Source organism: Pseudomonas sp. IT-P2 (assembly GCF_949767575.1).
GTDB lineage: Bacteria > Pseudomonadota > Gammaproteobacteria > Pseudomonadales > Pseudomonadaceae > Aquipseudomonas > Aquipseudomonas pharyngis.
This window is the reverse complement of sequence record NZ_CATKQA010000022.1, coordinates 73,795-92,088: the sequence shown is the minus strand read 5'-3', so window position 1 is coordinate 92,088 and position 18,294 is coordinate 73,795. Positions and strand designations below refer to the sequence as shown.

Here is an 18,294-nt window from a genome sequence, read left to right as displayed (position 1 = left end):
GCTCGATGACCTTCACAATTTTTTCACCGACGCCAACCAGCGACTAAGCTTCAGTCAAGTCCGATCAATCTGCGTGAATGGATCAATCGACTATGGGCGCTTTGTGGCAAACCGATTCGAGTGAAAAAGTGGTTCCGACTGAACGTGTGGATGAAGCGCCTTTACCTGAAAAACCCCGCCGCAACCGGCACGGGTGGAAGGCTTTCTGGCTCCTGGTGGTGATCATCGCGATTGTCGTGGGCCTGGCCGCGATGAAGGAAATGCGCACCTCGCGTTTTCAGTCCCGCGAGGTCAGCCAGTACGCCGCCAAACTCAAATACGAATTGCAGCCGGGGCCCAGCGAAGCGATCCGCTATCCGGGCAACGGGCCGTTCGACCTGCGTCTGGGGTACAGCTCGCTGGACGAGTTCCTGCCACGGCTGATCAAGCGCAACTACGTGATCACCGAGCAGACGCGCTTCTCTCCGGCCCTGCTCAACTACACCGACAAGGGCCTGTTCGTGCCCTATTCCGAGAAGATCCAGGCCGGCCTGTCGATCACCGATTGCCGCGCCGCGCCGCTCTATCAGTACAACTATCCGCAACAGCTGTACGCGAGTTTCGAGTCGATTCCACCGGTGGTGGTCAACAGCCTGCTGTTCATCGAAAACCGTTTTCTGCTCGATCCAAAACAACCGTTGGCCAACCCGGCGGTGGACTGGCCGCGCTTCGGCATGGCCGCGTGGTCGCAGGTCGCCAAGTTGCTGCACTTGCCGGGGCAGTCGGCCGGTGGCAGTACCCTGGCCACCCAGCTTGAGAAATACCGCCACTCGCCCGACGGGCTGACGGTGTCCGGTGCGGAGAAGATCCGCCAGATGATTTCCGCCAGCGTGCGCGCCTATCAGGGCGGCCCGGACACCTTGCCGGCACGGCAGAACATCATTCGTGACTACCTCAACAGCGTGCCGCTGTCGGCCGTGCCGGGGCATGGCGAAGTGCACGGCATGGCCGAGGGTCTGCGGGTCTGGTATGGCGCCGATTTCAACGAGGCCAACCGCAAACTCTCCAGCTCGGCGACCGATCCGCAGTCCATGGCGGACAAGGGCCTGGCCCTGCGCGAAATGCTCTCGCTGATGATCGCCCAGCGCCGCCCTTCGCATTACCTGACCAAGGGCCGCGAAGAATTGGTCGAACTGACCAACAGCCACCTGCGCCTGCTCAAACAGAACGGCGTGATCGACGCCGCCCTGGCCGATGCGGCGCTGGCCAGCACCATCAGCTATCGCGACTGGCAGACCCAACCGACGATCCAGCCAATCGAAACCAACAAAGGCATCAGTGTCGCCCGCAGTCGATTGGCGTCGATGCTCAACCGTCCGCTGTATGACCTCGACCGCCTCGACCTGTCCGCCACCAGCACCCTGCAAGGCGAACTGCAAACCCAGGCCACCGCCTATCTGAAACGACTGGCCGACCCGGCCTATGCGACCGAAGTCGGCCTGATGGGCGAACGCCTGCTGACGCCCACCAGCACCACTCAGGTGCGCTACAGCTTCACCCTGTTCGAGCTGACGCCGGACGGCTCGCGCGTGCGGGTGCAGACCGACAGCACCGACCAACCGTTCGATATCAACGAGGGCAGCAAGCTGGAACTGGGCTCCACGGCGAAAATGCGGGTGCTGACCACCTACCTGCAAATCATCGCGGAGCTGCATGACAAGTACGGCGCCATGACCGTGCAGGAACTGAAAAAAGTCGACGTGCCGGAACAGGATCGCCTGAGCCGGTGGGTGGTCGATTACCTGATCCAGAACAAGGATCGCGACCTGTCGAAATTGCTCGGCGCAGCTCTTGATCGCAAATACTCAGCCAGTCCCGGCGAAGCTTTTTTTACCGGTGGCGGGCTGCACACGTTCCATAACTTTCGCAAGGAAGACAACGGCCGCCAGCCGACCCTGCGCGATGCCCTGCGTGAGTCGATCAACCTGCCGTTCATTCGTCTGATGCGTGACCTGGTGCGTTACACCACCTACTCCGGCCCCAACAACAGCGCCGAGCTGCTCAAGGACGACCGCGACCCGCGACGTCAGGAATACCTCGCCTCGTTCGCCGACCGCGAAGGCACCTCGTTCCTGCTCAAGTTCTGGAAGAAGTACCGCAACAAGGACACCCAGGCCCGGCTCGACACCTTCCTCGACAGCATGCGCCCGACCCCGATCCGCATGGCTGCCGTGCACCGTTACCTGCTGCCCAACGCCAGCCAGGAGGATTTCAACAGCTTCGTGCGTTCGCATTTGAAAGGCGCCAAGCTCACCGAAAAACTCACCGACGAACGCCTGGAGCGGCTCTATCTGGCCTACGGCCCCGGCACCTATGACCTGCCGGATCAGGGTTTCATCGCCAAGGTTCACCCGCTGGACCTGTGGATGATCGGCTACCTGCTCAACCACCCCGACGCGACCTTCAAGGACATCGTCAAGGCCAGCCAGTTCGAGCGTCAGGAAGTCTACAGCTGGCTGTTCAAGAGCAGGCACAAGGGTGCCCGTGACAGCCGGATCCGCACGATGCTGGAGATCGAGGCGTTCCTCGAGATCCATCAGCGCTGGCAGAAAGTCGGCTATCCGTTCGATCATCTGGTGCCGTCGCTGGCCACCGCCATCGGCAGCTCCGGCGACCGCCCCGCTGCGCTGGCCGAGCTGATCGGCACCATCCTCAACGACGGTGTGCGCATGCCGACCCTGCGCATCGACAGCCTGCACTTTGCCGCCGGCACGCCTTACGAAACCAAACTGGTCAATGACCCTCATGTGGGCAAACGGGTGATGCCGCCCGAAGTCGCCACGGCGATGCGCGAAGCGCTGTCGCAAGTGGTGGACTCGGGAACCGCCAAACGTGTTTCCGGCAGTTTCAAACTGAACGATGGAACACCGCTGGTCATGGGTGGCAAGACCGGCACAGGCGACAACCGGATCGAGGCGATTGGCTCCGGCGGGCGGATTCTCAGCTCGAAGTCGATCAACCGCACCGCGACCTTCGTGTTCTACATCGGCGACCACCATTTCGGCACGCTCACCGCGTTCGTGCCGGGGCGCTCGGCGGAGAACTTCAAATTCACCTCGGCCCTGCCGGTGCAGGTGCTCAAGGGCATGGCGCCGATTCTGATGCCCTATCTGCAACCGGGCAGCGACTCGCAATGTCTGCCGCCCGAGGCATCGAGAGTGGCTTCCCTGAATGCGCGCGCCTCTGTGCCGGATTGAAAACGCCCGGGTGTTATTTATATGTTTTAAACATTCCAATATTCAATCGGACCCGCTATTAAAACCGCACTTGTACAACCAGCTTTTAAACTAATCATTCCCGCCCCCGAACGTTAGCCTTGAAACTTCCGACTGACTCAAGGCTTTAGCAATGACCGCAACAATTGAAAACAAAGGGCAACATTACGACTTGATTAAGTCGAACATCGACTCCGTTTTTCTCGATATGCAATTGCATCGAAGTCACGCACTGAGGCGAGTGCCCCTGCGCAATGAAAAGTGGATAAGCGCAGCACCGCCCAAGCACCTGGAACGCATGAACAATGCCAACAGGAAAGCCTGGAATGCACAAAACACGATCGACAATACACTCGCAAAACTGAAGGACATTCAGGCTTTCGCCGAACCTTTGCTGAAGGCAAAGCTGCTTGAAAAATTCAACATCGATGTCGACGTAAAAAATACTTATCTGCGGTTATACGTTTCCCGGGAAAGCAGCTGGTGGGCCATTCAAGTTATACCCGGCTATACCGCAAGAACAGTTTCATTGCTGGATGCAGCACTGCACAACTTTGCCTACGACGAAACATTCGAGAAACACTCCGCGTTCCTGGAAAAGACCGATGCGGCCCGTGAGCTGTTCGATATTTCACCGATCGACAAAATCATCAGTGTGAGCCAGTTCCAGTCACTGTGTCGGGAGCTGGATATCGGTGCGCAATACAAGGCCCACCTCGAAGAACATCTGCTCAACAGGGAGCCGGTCGCCCAGGCTTTTCTGAAACTGCAAGTCCAGCGCAGTCAGCAAGCGGCCCTAAAGGCAGCCGCGCACATTGCGCTGGCCAAAAAAGATATCGGCCGGCAGGCCCATTTGCTCATTCGAGACCTGCTCGAAGGTCAGGAGCACCTGAAGCTGGGCGAGCAAGCCATGAAGGTGTGCGAGCTGGGCATGATGGACCTGAACTTCACCGGGATCCTGATCATCCGACCCGATCCCGATCAGAAGCAGCACTCGCAGACAATGATCGCCTACGTGCCACAGGATCCCGAACACCCGCTCAAGGAGTACCCCTCGACGATCGAATTCATGAAGGAACTGAGCCGCCAGTTGAGAGACAACCAGACCGCGCAGTCCAGCGGTATCACGTATCGCCAGTTTTTCAGTCAGTTCGTCGATCACGAACAGCGCGGCCATTTCTTCGCCGACCTTCAACAGCGGCTCACTTACATCAAATGGTATCCAAAGGAACGAGGCGATCCCCGCCCCTCCTGGCGTGAAACGCCTGTGGACAAACCACAACTGCAATTCAGCGCGCCCCCGATCACTGAACCGCTGTGGACTTACCTCTACCAGCAACAACTCAACAAGATCCTCAACGACGCCCGAGTCATCGCCGTGTCCACAGCGGACGCAGACAGCCGCGCACGCTGGGCCTGGTGGGAAAACTTCAAGAAAATCGCTTCCGACATCTTCAGTGTGGCGTTGCTGGTCGTGACCCCTTTCGTGCCATTGCTGGGCGAAGCCATGCTGGCCTATACCGCGTTTCAAATCATCAACGAAGCGATCGAAGGGGTAGGGGATCTGATTCAGGGGCACTACGCCGAATTCGGCGAGCATGTGCTGGGTGTGATCACCGATATCCTGCAACTGGCGGCATTCCACGCCGGCTCGAACATCGGCAGTGCATTCCGGCTCAAATTGTCGCCCCTGGTCGAGAATATGAAACCGGTGCGTTCGATCGACGGCAAGACGCGCCTGTGGCACCCCGACCTCACGCCCTACGAGCAACCGGGCCTGGCGCTGCCAGAGACATCAAAACCCGATGCACTTGGCCTGCATCGTCATTCGGGCAAGACCTTCCTGCCCATCGAAGGCAAACACTACGAAGTGCAACTCGACCCGCAGGGCGAGACGCATCGCATCGTTCACCCGACACGCGCCCAGGCCTACTGGCCCGAAGCCCGGCATAACGGCCAGGGGGCCTGGACTCTGGAAGGCGAAAAGCCGCAAGACTGGGAGGGATCGCGACTGATGCAGCGTCTGGGGCACTCCACCGAGGGCTATAACCCCGCCGAACTGGAAAAGCTGCGCAGCATCAGCGGTACCTCCGACGACTCGCTGCGTCGCATGCACGTCGAAAACGCCGCCCCGCCTCCGTTGCTGGCAGACACCCTCACCCGCTTCAAGACCTGGGAACGTACCCGTGGCTTGAGCCACCTGGTGCGCACCGGACAGCCGCTGCCCGCCGGTTCGTTCTGGTTCGAGACCATTGCCCCAAGCTTGCCGGGATGGCCCGTCGAGAAGGGCTTGAGAGTCTATGAAAACGCGGACCTCAGTGGCGCCTTTCGCCAGTACGGCCATTCAGGCGTCACGCCTGAGAACACCCTGAACATCAGCCTGGCGGACATGACAAGCGGCCGACTGCCGGAGCGACTGACGGCGTTTTTGAGTGAACAGGACATGACTGCCCTGCTGGGCAGTCCCTATCCCCGCGACCGGCAGGTCCAGGCTTTGCGGGACAAACTGGCGCACGCCGTGGAAACCCGGACACCCGAGATTTTCGATTACCAATACCGTCTTCAGGACCGCTCCGACGATCCACAGGTGCACCTGCTGCAAAGCGAATTTCCACAACTGCCGTCCTCGGTGGCGCGTCCATTGCTGGAACGGGCAACGGATGGCGAGCGGCAAATCATCGCCGAACAACAGCGTATTCCGCTGCGCGTGAAGAACATGGCCCGTGAAAGCGCCTTCGAAACCCGTGCGACGCGCGCCGTCGAGGGCCTGCACGAACCCGCGCTGCTGGTACCGGATACCGAACGGCTCATCCTCAATACCCTGAAGATTCACACCGACACCTTCGGCGACTTGCGTATCGAAGTCCGGGACGGAACCCCTGACGGGCCACTACGTTCCAGCACCGGCCCCGAAGAAGCGGGCACCGTGCGCACGCTGATCAGAGACGATCGCGGCCGCTACGAAGTGTTGGATGCCGCTCAGCGAAAGCAGCATGACGCCGATGATTTCTATCAAGCTGTCCTGCTGGCCCTGCCCGAAGACAAACGTGCTGCGCTGGGCTATCGCACTGACCAGGGAGAAATGTTCAGACAATGGGTCACGGTCAAAACCGCCCCCCCGACCGAACGTCGGACTCTGCTCGCCCGCCCCCCCCTGCGCGCCGTTGTGCCACGGGACACCGAGTTGCTGCTACGAGGTCCGGGATTGTCGAAGGTCTGGCCGTTCGCGGAAAAAACCGTCGAAACCAAAGTGCAGGAGATGTATCCGCACTTCGATGAAAACGAGGTGGCCGCATTCACCCGCTCACTGCATGCCAAAGGCGACCCGCATCAGGAAATCGCACGCCTGAAACAGGAGCGCGAGGAGCTGAAGCAAAAACTCGAGAACTGGCGCCAGCGTTATCTGCGGGACTATGACCCGGATGACGGCGGACGCTTGCCGGACGCCTATTGGGATTACGAGCGCAAGGGTGGCAGGCTCATCGCGGAGCGCCTGATGGAGTGTTTCGACCGAAAGTCCGAGGTTTTCGGTGAACGCAGCTCCAGTCTGGAAGACGGGTATGCCCTTGACCTGTCCACGGAAGTCCTGCCAAGCGACCTCGAGCGCTGGTGGAAACAGATGCCGAATGATCTCAAACCCTTTCTGCAACAAGTCACTACGGTGAATCTGGATCGCCAGCAGTTCTCACCCGGACCAAGCGGCCTGCTCAAGGACTTCCCCAATCTGCAGCAGCTCAGCGCCAGAAACTGCGGTTTGAGAACGCTGCCCGACAGCATCGGCCAACAGCGTCAGCTCAGAACCCTGCGCCTGAGTGACAACATGATCGAACTGACTCCGCCCGCCATCGAACAGCTGCAGAACCTCGAGCATCTGGAAACCCTGAGGCTGGACAACAATCCCCTGGGCGACTCGCCGCCCATTCAGCATATGCCGAAACTCAAGGTGCTGAACCTGGCCAATACGAATATCACCGCCTGGCCGGCGGGGCTGTTCAGCCATCCCAGGCCCAAGGGCTTTTTCCTCGATCTGCTGAAAAACCGGCTCCACTCGATTCCCGAAGTTGCCCCGGGCTCGGACAAGGCCTTTCTCATTGCCCGCACCCGGGTCGATCGGACAAAGCTTACGCCAGAGGTACGCAAGTCGTACGGACTGTACCGCGAATCAGTGGGGATGAGTCCCAGGGTAAGGTATCAGCAGCCCGCCGAAGATCTGATGTTGATGTGGATACCGCCCAGCGATGCATCGATGTACAGCGAATCTCCCGGTACCGGTGCCTATCGACCGGAGGCCTGGCACTATCTGGTGAACGAACCCGATTCCCTCGGCTTCTTCACCGTGCTGGAAGGACTTACTCGATCGGCCGACTACAAGCAGGGAGGCCGTGCGAAAGCGCAACTCACCGATCGTGTCTGGCGCATGGTCAATGCCATTGAAATCGACACCCCGTTACGCGAAGAACTGTTCCTCATGTCCACCGAACCCGAAGGTTGCGCAGATGCCGGTGCGCAGCTCTTCAACAACATGGGGGTGAAGGTGCTGGCTTCGGAGGCCCGGCACTTTTCAGTCAGCGCTGACGAAGTCGAAGGCAAGCTGGTGAAACTGGCCAAAGGCTCCGCCCGCCTTGAGCAAGTCACCGGGATTGCACGGGCCGATATCCGGCAAAGAGGAGGCAATCCCGATGAGGTCGAGGTCCACCTGGCTTATGAAACCGGGCTGGCCAAACGCCTGGAACTGCCATGGCAATCCGAAGCCATGAACTTTCGCCCGACAGCCGGCGTCACGGATAAAACCATCGATCAGGCATACGCTACGATCATCGACGCGGAAGCGGGCGACGGTCTGGTCAACCAGATGATCGAGCAACCCTTCTGGGAGCAATACCTGCGCAAGCAATATCCGAGTGATTTCGCTCGCAACACCGAGCTTCATCAGGACAAGCTGGAATTATTGTCCCTGACGAAGGAGTGGCAGGAAGCGCAAAGCCAAGGTCAGGAACCGACGGACGTGCTCAAGCGGCTTGTCAAACTGGCCGAAAAACTGTCCGTCCCGCTGGATGAAGTGCTGACCGGCGAGGAGATGAGTCAGGAAGAGTTCGAAAGCCGGCAACGGGACATCGGTTATCAGGAACGGGAACTGAGCAGACAACTGACGCGTGAAGCGATGGCCCGGGCTGGCATCTGATACACGTCAGCCCGCCCAGCCTCCGGAAGGCCCGGTTGCCAAGGCCTTCCCGGGGCAACACCCTGTGCCTACACTTCCGAATCCCAGATGACGGTGATGTCCCCCTTGTACGTACCCTTGACGCCGGGACGAAACATGAAATCCATGGCCTCCTGAGGCATCTCGAACCGCAGGTTGCCCGACTTGCGCTCCACGTAGTGGCCGGGCTGGAACGGCCCCACCCAGGCATTGTTCATCAACGGCACATTCCTGACCGGTACTCCGCCAGGCCCGGTAATACCGCCGGGCAGACTGAGCAGTGTGTGAACCCAGGTGGCGCCCGACTCTCCGACCAGGCGGCAATCGGGTCCGAAAACCTGGAAGGAATCACACTTCATCATGACCTTGAAAGGGGCGGAGGCGGAGATAAAAAAATTCTGGTCACGGTAGATCTGCGCAGGACGGCTGCCGTTGGCGAGCCAGCGCTGCCAGCCACCCTGAGGCTCCAGCGAGACCTTGTTTCCGCCCGGTGGCAGGTCGACTTTAAGGGTGTGCTGCACATCCAGAACAAAGTCCAGCATCAGGTGGCTGTCCACGGGCCTCAACAAAGGGCCGAAGTCGATTTGTCCACCCGAGCCAAGGATATAAGGTATCGAGCCGGTGTATTGCCCGGTGGACATTGTCAGAGGATTGGGTGTACGCAACTCGTAGGCGAAATCCAGTGTGGAAAACGCCATCGACGGAATCCGGTAGGCAGCGGCTTTGACGCAGGCTGCCTCGACCGGCGTTTTCCAGAAAAAGCCGAAGGTCGTGGCGGTGTAATAACCGACACCGGAATTCTGACAGGGGGGGGCTGCGTTGGCCCAGTTAGTCCCCCACAGCAAGCCATGGGCCTCAGCCGGGTCAGAAACCCCGACCAGACTGGTCGCCGGATCGCTCAGATAGTATTGGGAACCGACACCCATCATGCGCACCTCCACGATGGCTGTCTCCTGTGTATCCCGGTTGGTCACCACCGCCTGACGCCAGTTGGAAGGGACACGCAACGACACTTCATCACCGGGCATCAGAGAACGAATGGCCTGGAAAATCAGCGGCGTACGAATACTGAACATTTTATTGGCCGCACATTGCGCGGGATAATCTGCGCAATAGCCGCTGTTCGGCGTCGTGTTGATGAACATGTTTTTTCCGGGTTTGGATGGGTCGGGTTGAAACACCGCCCGGATTTCCTGATTCGCAGCGTGCGTCACTGACATACCCAGCAGCGCAGCCAGGCCTATCCCTGCTGTGGATCTATTCATCGTTAAAAATCTTTGGCCGAACAATAAAGGGAGTCGGGTGATGTTCATGCGCCGGGTGCCCGTGCATTGAACAGCAGCATCACATTGCCGCTGTAGTCTCCTGGTCGATACCCACCGGCGGGCTTCACCGGTTCGATTTCCAGCAGGACCCGTTTACCGATGGCCGCGTCTTCCTTCGAGACCACTTCTCGCGGGGGCACCTCGGGTCCCAACACAACGCCATTGAAACTGACCTTGAGCCAGATCTCTTCACCCGAGCGGCCGTTCGACAGGTAGGCGGGGCTGTCCAGACGCGCCTCGATTGCACTGGTGTCGTGCCGCACGTCGAAATGCTTGCTCAGGGTGCTCAGAGTTTCGGAGGGATAGTCCCAGTGCAGTTGCTGCGTGCGATGCACCCAGTCCGGTTCGCTGGGAATGATGTAGAACGGCCGGCTCGGAATCGTCAGCGACACTTCGAAGACGTGTTCTTCCCGGGCCGCACCGGCCAGAGCACTCATCAGACTGCCGGCGACCATCAGCGCCAGGCGCGCGCATTGTTTGTTCATGTCTTTGTTACCTGCTGCGTCCTTGGAGGGCGGATCATCGACTCGCGACCTTGAGTGCTTTCTTGCTGTGACCCTCGATCAGAAAAAAGCGGTATTCACGCCCCTTCTCCTTGTCGAACCCGAACGACTTGCCAGCCAGGACATGGTGTTTGGTCACCGCCCCGCAATCGGTGTCATTGCTCAGCGAACAGCTCTTGAACTCATCGACGATCACCACGGAGTTGCCGTTGTTGCGCAGTTCGTAACGGCGGTCGTTTTCCTCCACGGTCGTCTGGAAGCGAGTGTCCTTGGGGCGCACGAACAGAATCGTGCCGAAGCCGGTCATCAGGTTCACCCCTGCCGACATGCTTTTGGCATAGTCCTCGCGCTCCTCGTCCCCCACCACGAAGGCGTCTTCCTTTTCCGGCACCACCGGTACGAAACGCACACGGAAATAACGCTCGCGTGTCCGCTCGCCCATGTACAGCAGTCGCGTTCCCTGCATGCCCTCGGCGGGAACGATCAGGCGCGCCGGACTCGCCATCACGCCATCGCGAGAGCCGCCGTCGGCTGCATTCTCCAACGGGACTTCCTGCGGTTTGCCTTCGGCGTCGTAGACGATTTCCAGCACGTTCACCTTGACGAACGCCGTGCTGTCACCACTGTTGAACACACGTTTGAGGTAGGTGCTCTTGTTGCCGTCCAGGTAGTCATACACCGTGCCGACATTGATTTGCGGCCCGGCCAGTACGGGCCCGCCAGGCAGACCGAGCAGTAAAAGCAGAAACAGGCGTGTCATCGTTTTCAACCCTTTTGAAAATGAAAAGAGATCGATCCGGCTCGTCAGATTTCCGAATCCCAGATAATGGTGATATGGCCCGTGAGCGTGTCGCTGACCCCGGGTTGCAGAAAACTGTAGAAATATCGTTCGGGTATCTCGAAACGCAGGTTGCCCGCCTTGCGATCGACGTACTGAACAGGCTGGAACGGGCCAATCCAGGTGTTGTATTGCAATCTGCCGCTCCAGCCGTCGGCACCACCGGGGCCGGAGATCCCCGGCGGTACCGTCATCGTCGTTTCCACCCTGGCACTGCGTCCCGTCGGACTGCCCATATGGCATTCCGTACCGCCCAGAGAGTTGCATTGCATCATCACTTTGAAACGTGACGAGGCCGACAGGTAATACGGCTGGTCGCGGTAGATCCGGCTCGGTCGGCGACCGCTTTCCAGCCAGCTCTGCCAGCCGCCGGCAGGTTCCAGGGACACCTTGTTGCCACCGGGTGGCAGATCGACCTTCAGGGTGTGTTGAACGTCCAGGACGAAATCCAGCGTAAGAAGGCTGTCATCCGGATACATTTGCGAGCCGACGTCGAAGTCCCCTCCTGGCCCAAGGGTGTAATTCAAAGACCCGGTGTAGAGCCCGGATGACATGCGCAGCGGATTGGGTGTGCGCAGTTCATAGGCGAAATCCAGGGTTGGGAAAACCATCCCGGGAATGAGGTAAGCCGCCACCTTGGTACAGGCAGCTTCCACGGGGGTTTTCCAGAAGAACCGATAAGCAGTGGGCGAGTAAGCACCCACGCCGCTGTATTGACACGGAGCCGGTGCATAAACCCAACTGCTGGTGGTCCAGAGTTTTTGATGACCTTCAAGGATGTCCGATACACCGACCAGATTGGCGGCGCTGTCGCTCAGCTCGAACCGGGAGCCGATGCCCGTGACCCGCATTTCGACAATTTCGGTTTCCCGGGTGTCCTGATTGGTGACCGTCACTTGTCTCCAGCTGGCGGGCACTTTCAGTGAAAGTGGAAAGCCGGCCGTCATGAAGCGGCTGGAGGTGAAACGCACGGGCAACTCGATACTGAACACCTGGTTGTCGGCGCATTGTTCGGGATAGATGGCGCAATAACCGCTGCTCGGCGTCTTGTTGATGAACACGTTCTTGTTCGGATGCGCCGGATCGGGCTGAAACAGGGCGCGGATCTCCTGATTCACGGCACCTGCCGGAAAGGTGCTCGCCGCCGCGAGCAACCCGAGCCACCATGTAGACTTTTTCATGGATTCAACCTGCCTTCTGATCGGTTGCGTTGACATCGGCCAACGTATCGGGCGTGCAACGCAGATCACCGATCATCAACACATTGTTTTCGCTGCGGTGGCGGTCGGCGTCGAGGCGGAACTGGCAGAGCAGTTGTTGCCCCTGACGCACCTCCAGCGTGGGGGAGCCGGCGTTCATTTCCATCGAGAAGAAACCGTCGACCTCTGTCACCCCGCGACTGGCGTGGTTGATCACATGGTGGCCCTTGAGCGGACGTCCCTGGGCGTCGACCAGCCGCCCGAGCACGGTCATGGTTCTCATCACGCGCACCTTGCGGTACTCCACGCCGCCCTTGTTCATGTGATAGCGGGTGCGAGCCGGCTCGATCGTGGCGGCCGGAACGGTATTGCCCTCGAAGTCGAAGCTCACCGAACTGTTCTGATAAGCCGTGATCGGGATGAAGTTGCGGCCCGGTCTCAGCGGTGCGCTGCCGCCGCTGTAGTCATCGGCACGCAGCGCGATGTCATCGATATCGGACTCGACGTCGACAATCATGCCGGCGCCGCGCATGTCATGCTGGCTGGTCAGCACCATCCGCTCGCCGCCCATCACCAGTGTGCTGTCCAGGTTCAGACCGCCGGTGAAATTGCCGTTGTACGACGAGCGCTGCACGAAGCCGTCACCGTTGACCGAGTCCGTGCGAAAGCTCGCCAGGCTGGACAGGCCGAGGCCATAAGTGTCGCTGAGCGCGGTCACCGAGACGTTTTGCAGCACGTGATCCTGCAGATTCATGCGCCAGCCGAGGGATGCATTATTGTCGCGCCCACCCTCTCGCGCCGTGCGTGAGCCGATGCTGCCGGTGATCTGCTGACCCGGCCCGCCCAGCGCCAGATTCAGGCTCAGGTCGACCCCGCGATTGCGCGCATCGCCGCTGCTGAAGCTGCCGGGACGATCGAACAGCGAAAGCCGCCAGTTGGCATCGCTGCCGAACAGTACGGTGCGCTGAGTCCAGCCCAGATCCACGCCGAATCCTTCGGTGTTGCCTTCACTGTGGGACACACGGGCATTGATCGAGCTTTTACTGCTGACCCGGTGATTGAGTGCCAGCGATGAATTGCTGGTCTGGCCGATGAACACATTGCGCTGACGCACTCGCGTGCCGTCAGGCAGCGTGTCATAGATGTCGGTGGTATCCAGCCAACTGCGGTTATGGCTGATCACAAGGCTGCCGGCGCCGTAGTTGTAAAGCCCCTGCACGTCCAGACCGGTGCCGTGGTCTTCAGTCTGGTAAACGTTGGCGTACAGGCTGACGCTGTTGGCCAGCGTCCAGTCGATGGAGGTGCCGTATTGCAGCTTTTCGCGGATCTGGCGAGCCGAGAGTCCGAGAATCACCCGTGGGTGCCACAGGTAATTGATCGACGCCCCCGCCGTGGGGTCGCCGCTGGCCTGGCGGTCCCAGTTGCTGAGCAGCTTGGCTTCCTGCCCCGCGAACAGGTTGTAGCGCCAGCGCTCGTCGAGGTTGCGCCAGTTGTTCGGCTTGTACACCAGCTCCTGGGTGGTCGAGGTGGTCTGGCCATCCTCGATCAGGCGCACTTCGACTTCATAGATTCCGCCGGGCAACGGCCGGGTGTCGAGGGTCTGCAAGCCTGCCGGCACCGACTGCGTATTGATCAACAGCCCGTCGCGATAGACCTCCACCGATGCCTGACGGTTGGCCGTCACATAGATGGGATAGATGCTCGGCTTTGGCGAATTGATCGCCAGGCTGTCCGAACTGCCGTACATCACGCCCACGGTCGTATCAGGACTTGTACCAAATGTGCGGGGCTGACGGGTCAGGCCTTCGGATGCCGGCGTGAAGTAGCCCAGACGCACGAAACTGCCCTGCAGCTCACGCTGCGTGTGCAGTTCATGCACGGCGTGATACAGCTGGTCATCCGGTCCGCCCAGACGGGCCAGCTGCATGTTGAATGTCTGGCTCCAGTTCCCGAGGCTGGCGCTGGCTTCCAGGCCGAAACGCCCGCCCAGATCCTGTTCCTGGCCACCATTGAGATTGAGCTGGTTGCGCACGATCAGACCGCTGCTGCCGCCGTCGGGCTGGTCATAGAAGCGCTTGGCCTCGGTGTCGCGCTCGGCGTTTTCGGTGACGATCGATACCAGCGAGCTCTCCAGGTTGTAGTGCACCGCCAGCATCTGTTCGGGGCACTGCCCGGTGCAGGCGCCGAGGGCAACCCCCGGTTTCAGGTAGCTGGCCCAGACGTCGCGTTCTGCAGCACTGAAACGACTGTCATGGGTATCGGTGAATTCCAGCAGTGTCAGGCGATCGTCACGGGACAAGACCACCATGGCCTCGCCCAGCGGTTGCTGATCGAGCTCCACCCGCACGGCCAGGGGAACATCAAAAAAGTGCTCTTCAAAATCCGTCGGCAAACCTTTGGCCTGAGCCAACAGGCTTCGCGGTGTCGTACCGGAAGCCGCAGGTGCCGCCACAGCTGCGGCACAAAACAGCAACGCAAGCGCAGCCGCGATGGGCGTCATCGGAAACATGAACAGTTACTCTGATTACAAAACACACAAGAAGCCCGACTGACAGAAAGTTCTGTCAGTCGGCTTTCGTTACTTTTCAGAAGTCAGAGCTTGACGCCGGCCACCGGAGTAACAGCGTCAAACATCATGGTCACCGAACCGGTGTAGTCACCCGGGGTGAAGTTAGTGCCTTTGGCGGTAATACTTACCGGCGCACGATAGTTCACATCGGACTCGGCTTCACCGACGACCATTTGCGGAGTTTGGGTGAGCACCACATTATTGAACTTGACTTCCAGATCGATAATGCTCGAACCCCCAACCAGTTTCGGTACACCTTCCAGAGAACCGTGTACCGAGCCGTTGTTGTTGCGCACATCGAAGAAGCCGTTGACCGGTTTCATGGTGCCGGTAATCGGGCTGAAGCTCATGTCCTGATCCTTGCTGACCAGGTCAGGGTCGACCGGCACCACGTAGAAACCGTTGGTTGGCACGTGGGCCACCAGGCTGATGGAGTGACGCGCTTCACCGGCGGCAAATACCATGGAAGAACCCAGTGCCAATGCAGCCAGTGGAGCAGCCATTGCGATTTTCTTGAACATCATTCATACCCTGTCTTTTTAAAGGATGGAGCATTGAAAGTTCAAACAACACTTGCCCGGACGGTTCGCGCCGGTTTGAACTTTCAACGCCGGGGCATGATCGACGGTTATCACCGGAAAGTAAGCAGGCAACTTCCCACGAACATGTAGTTAAACATGCTCACATCCAGAAAGAAAAAACGCGCATTTTCAAATATTCATGTCACTAACTGTAAGCCAGACCCTACATACACTTTCTGATAAAAAACCATACAGCAATTGCAACTAACAAACCCGGCGATAATGGCACTTTCTAGAGCATATGCTCAATCATTTATAGAGTGACAACTTTAACTTTGTGGTCATTGCGTTTACAGAAAGCCACTCGCTTCGTGGGCTCGCGAAAAAGCTCTTGAGGCTGGGCAGCCACTCGTCAGGGCGCAAGCGCGATGTGAAAAAAACGCTTGCCGCAACCTAAAGATATATCTTACGTTGTATCTAAATATGACGAGAGAAGACTGAAATGAGAGACCATCATTCCCCCCACCGCGAGCATGGCGACAGCCGTGACGGCTTCGAAAAACGCCACGGTCGCGAACGCGGCGGTCGCGGACCACGGGTGTTTGCGCCCGGCGATCTGAAACTGCTGTTGCTGGCGCTGATAGCCGAACAGCCCTGCCATGGCTACGACCTGATCCGCCAGATCGAAACCATGTTCGACGGCGCCTACAGCCCCAGCCCCGGCGTGATCTACCCGACCCTGACCTTCCTTGAAGAAAGCGAAATGATCAGCGGCGATGCCGAGGGCGGGAAAAAACGCTACGCCGTGACCGATGCCGGTCGCCAGTCCCTGAGCGAACAGGCGGTGGCCCTGGACGGCGTGCGCATGCGCATCGACGTCAGCAAGCGCTCGCTACGCGGCCATGATCGCCCGCCGGAAATCCACGAAGCGGTGCATAACCTGCGCCATGCCCTGCAGATGCACCACGGACGCTGGAGCCCGGAAGAAATCCTGCGGGTGCGCGACCTGCTCAATGACACCGCCAAAGCCATCGTCGACGGCCCCGCCGTTCAATCTGCCCCGGAGAAAGTCGAATGACTGAAGTACAGACCCAAGGCATCCATCGTGTGATGCACGAAATCAAACGTCGCCGCCTGGAAGTGTTGCGCGTCGTCGACCTGACTCCGCGCATGCGCCGCATCACCCTCGGCGGGCCGGAACTGGCCGGCTTCATCAGCCTCGGTACCGACGATCACGTCAAACTGCTGTTCCCGCAGAACGCCGAACAGGCCGCGGCGCTGGAAACCCTGGTGCTCGGCGCCGGCAAGAGCGACGTGCCGATGCCCGAAATGCGCGACTACACCCCGCGCCGCTACGACCTCGACAAGCTTGAGCTGGACATCGACTTCGTCCTGCACGGCGACGGCCCTGCCTCGACCTGGGCCGAACAGGCGAAGCCCGGACAATTCCTGCACATCGGCGGCCCGCGTGGCTCGATGATCGTGCCGGACATCTTCGACAGCTACCTGCTGATCGGCGACGAAACCGCCCTGCCCGCCATCGCCCGCCGCCTCGAAGGGCTGGCGGCCAATCGCAAGGCGCTGGTGGTCATCGAAGTGGAAAACGGCAAGGAGCAGCAAACGCTGGAAAGCGCGGCGCAGGTCAACGTGATCTGGGTTTTGCGCGAGGGCGGCAAAGACAATCTGCTGACCACCGTCAAACAATTGCAGGTGCCCAAGGGCAATCTGTATGCGTGGGTGGCGACCGAGACCAAGGTTTCGCGGCAGATCCGCCGGGTGCTGCTTGATGAGCACGGACTCGACGAGAAGTTCGTCAAAGCGGTCGGTTACTGGCGCGCAGAAGGCTCCGAAGAAGAGTGAATACGAGCGGCGGCGCTGCTAAAAGCGCCGCCCCTTCCAGCGATCAATCCCGATCACCAGCAACGCAATCAGCACAAACCCCAGCAGAATCCCCCCGGCATTAACGAACACCTGTGGATAACCCAACAGCGCCACGTCAATGAACGGGTACGCGTAAGCCCCCAGCAAATGCCCGCGCAGCAGCGCATAGGCGAAGTACACCAGCGGATAAATCAGCCACAGCGGCAGATGCTTCAGACGCAAGCTGCCCTTCGGCACGCACAACCACCAATAAGCCAGAAACAGCAGCGGCATCACGTCGTGGAGCAATTCGTCGGCGATAAACTGCCAACCCTGCGGATGCCACAGATGTCGTAGCAGAATGCTGTAAGCCAGGCCCACCACCGCGATGCTGACGGTAATCCCGCTGCTGACCCACGGTTGCAGAAACCAGCGCCGCGCAGCGGATTCGCGCTCGGTCACCGCGCAGGTCAGCACCACCGCCACCAGGGTGTTGGTGAGCACGGTGAAGTAACTGAAAAAACTCACCAGCCCGCCCAGCAGACTGGCGCCGACGCTCAGCCGGGCGAAGAAAATCAGGTACAGCTGAATCACCAGCCCGGCCCAGCCCAGCACCGCAGCCGAAGTAATCAGGCGTCGCCGCAATACGGCGTCCATCTCAGAGTGGTCGCTTGGTGCGCATCAGTTTCACGTACAGCCGCTCGACTTTCTCCCGCGCCCATGGCGTCTTGCGCAAAAAGGTCAGGCTCGACTTGATGGTCGGATCGCTCTTGAAGCAACGGATGTCGATGCGCTCGGCCAGGCCCGACCATTCGTAGTGGGTCACCAGTGCATTGAGGATCTGTTCGAGGGTCACGCCGTGCAGCGGATCGGGGTTGTGGTCGTTCATGCCGGGCCTTTGGGCGAAGTGAAAATACAGAAGCCGCGCACCTTAGCCGAGGGCATGGGCGGGTGGAAGCCCTTGGGTTAAATGTAGGCCAACCGGAGAAGATCGCAGGTCTGCGCCAATGCCCGCAATGCGCTGT

Annotated in this window: 12 protein-coding genes; 4 read left to right on the top strand and 8 right to left on the bottom strand. The window is 59.6% G+C overall.

The window, feature by feature from the left end; translation table 11 throughout:
* Positions 1-92: 92 nt before the first annotated feature.
* Positions 93-3,236 carry a transglycosylase domain-containing protein gene (locus ACM6JM_RS13075; RefSeq protein WP_414882025.1) on the top strand — a complete coding sequence of 1,048 codons (3,144 nt, stop codon included), beginning with the start codon at positions 93-95 and terminating at the stop codon, positions 3,234-3,236.
* A gap of 151 nt (positions 3,237-3,387) precedes the next feature.
* Entirely contained in the window at positions 3,388-8,436 is a 5,049-nt protein-coding gene (locus tag ACM6JM_RS13070; protein WP_414882024.1) for an NEL-type E3 ubiquitin ligase domain-containing protein, read from the top strand.
* Between the two features lie 68 nt (positions 8,437-8,504).
* Here ACM6JM_RS13070 and ACM6JM_RS13065 read toward each other — a convergent pair whose 3' ends face one another.
* The 6 genes from ACM6JM_RS13065 to ACM6JM_RS13040 form a co-directional block, all read right to left on the bottom strand.
* On the bottom strand, positions 8,505-9,767 hold the full coding sequence (locus ACM6JM_RS13065; protein ID WP_414882023.1) for a hypothetical protein: 1,263 nt from the start codon (positions 9,765-9,767) through the stop codon (positions 8,505-8,507).
* A complete protein-coding gene (locus tag ACM6JM_RS13060) occupies positions 9,764-10,264 on the bottom strand; it encodes a CS1 type fimbrial major subunit (protein ID WP_052266521.1) in 501 nt (166 codons plus the stop codon). The genes ACM6JM_RS13065 and ACM6JM_RS13060 overlap by 4 nt, the downstream gene beginning before the upstream one ends.
* 34 nt (positions 10,265-10,298) lie before the next feature.
* On the bottom strand, positions 10,299-11,042 hold the full coding sequence (locus ACM6JM_RS13055) for a molecular chaperone (RefSeq protein WP_414882022.1): 744 nt from the start codon (positions 11,040-11,042) through the stop codon (positions 10,299-10,301).
* A gap of 44 nt (positions 11,043-11,086) precedes the next feature.
* Complete coding sequence (locus tag ACM6JM_RS13050; protein ID WP_039765781.1) at positions 11,087-12,301, bottom strand: hypothetical protein; 1,215 nt, start codon at positions 12,299-12,301, stop codon at positions 11,087-11,089.
* A gap of 4 nt (positions 12,302-12,305) precedes the next feature.
* Positions 12,306-14,828: a CS1-pili formation C-terminal domain-containing protein gene (locus tag ACM6JM_RS13045; protein ID WP_039765779.1), complete on the bottom strand. Its 2,523-nt coding sequence runs from the start codon at positions 14,826-14,828 to the stop codon at positions 12,306-12,308.
* Positions 14,829-14,911: 83 nt separating this feature from the next.
* Positions 14,912-15,412, bottom strand: a complete 501-nt coding sequence (locus ACM6JM_RS13040; RefSeq protein WP_039765776.1) for a CS1 type fimbrial major subunit — start codon at positions 15,410-15,412, stop codon at positions 14,912-14,914.
* Positions 15,413-15,911: 499 nt separating this feature from the next.
* Here ACM6JM_RS13040 and ACM6JM_RS13035 point away from each other — a divergent pair, with 499 nt between their 5' ends.
* Both ACM6JM_RS13035 and ACM6JM_RS13030 read left to right on the top strand, forming a co-directional pair.
* Positions 15,912-16,487 (top strand): PadR family transcriptional regulator, encoded by a 576-nt coding sequence (locus tag ACM6JM_RS13035; protein WP_085647226.1) that lies wholly within the window; start codon positions 15,912-15,914, stop codon positions 16,485-16,487.
* The gene (locus ACM6JM_RS13030; protein WP_064599209.1) at positions 16,484-17,269 is read left to right on the top strand and encodes a siderophore-interacting protein; all 786 of its coding nucleotides are present in this window, start codon (positions 16,484-16,486) and stop codon (positions 17,267-17,269) included. The genes ACM6JM_RS13035 and ACM6JM_RS13030 overlap by 4 nt, the downstream gene beginning before the upstream one ends.
* Positions 17,270-17,287: 18 nt before the next feature.
* Here ACM6JM_RS13030 and ACM6JM_RS13025 read toward each other — a convergent pair whose 3' ends face one another.
* Entirely contained in the window at positions 17,288-17,926 is a 639-nt protein-coding gene (locus tag ACM6JM_RS13025) for a Pr6Pr family membrane protein (protein WP_414882021.1), read from the bottom strand.
* A gap of 1 nt (position 17,927) precedes the next feature.
* Positions 17,928-18,158 carry a VF530 family DNA-binding protein gene (locus ACM6JM_RS13020; protein ID WP_007956650.1) on the bottom strand — a complete coding sequence of 77 codons (231 nt, stop codon included), beginning with the start codon at positions 18,156-18,158 and terminating at the stop codon, positions 17,928-17,930.
* Positions 18,159-18,294 lie beyond the last annotated feature (136 nt).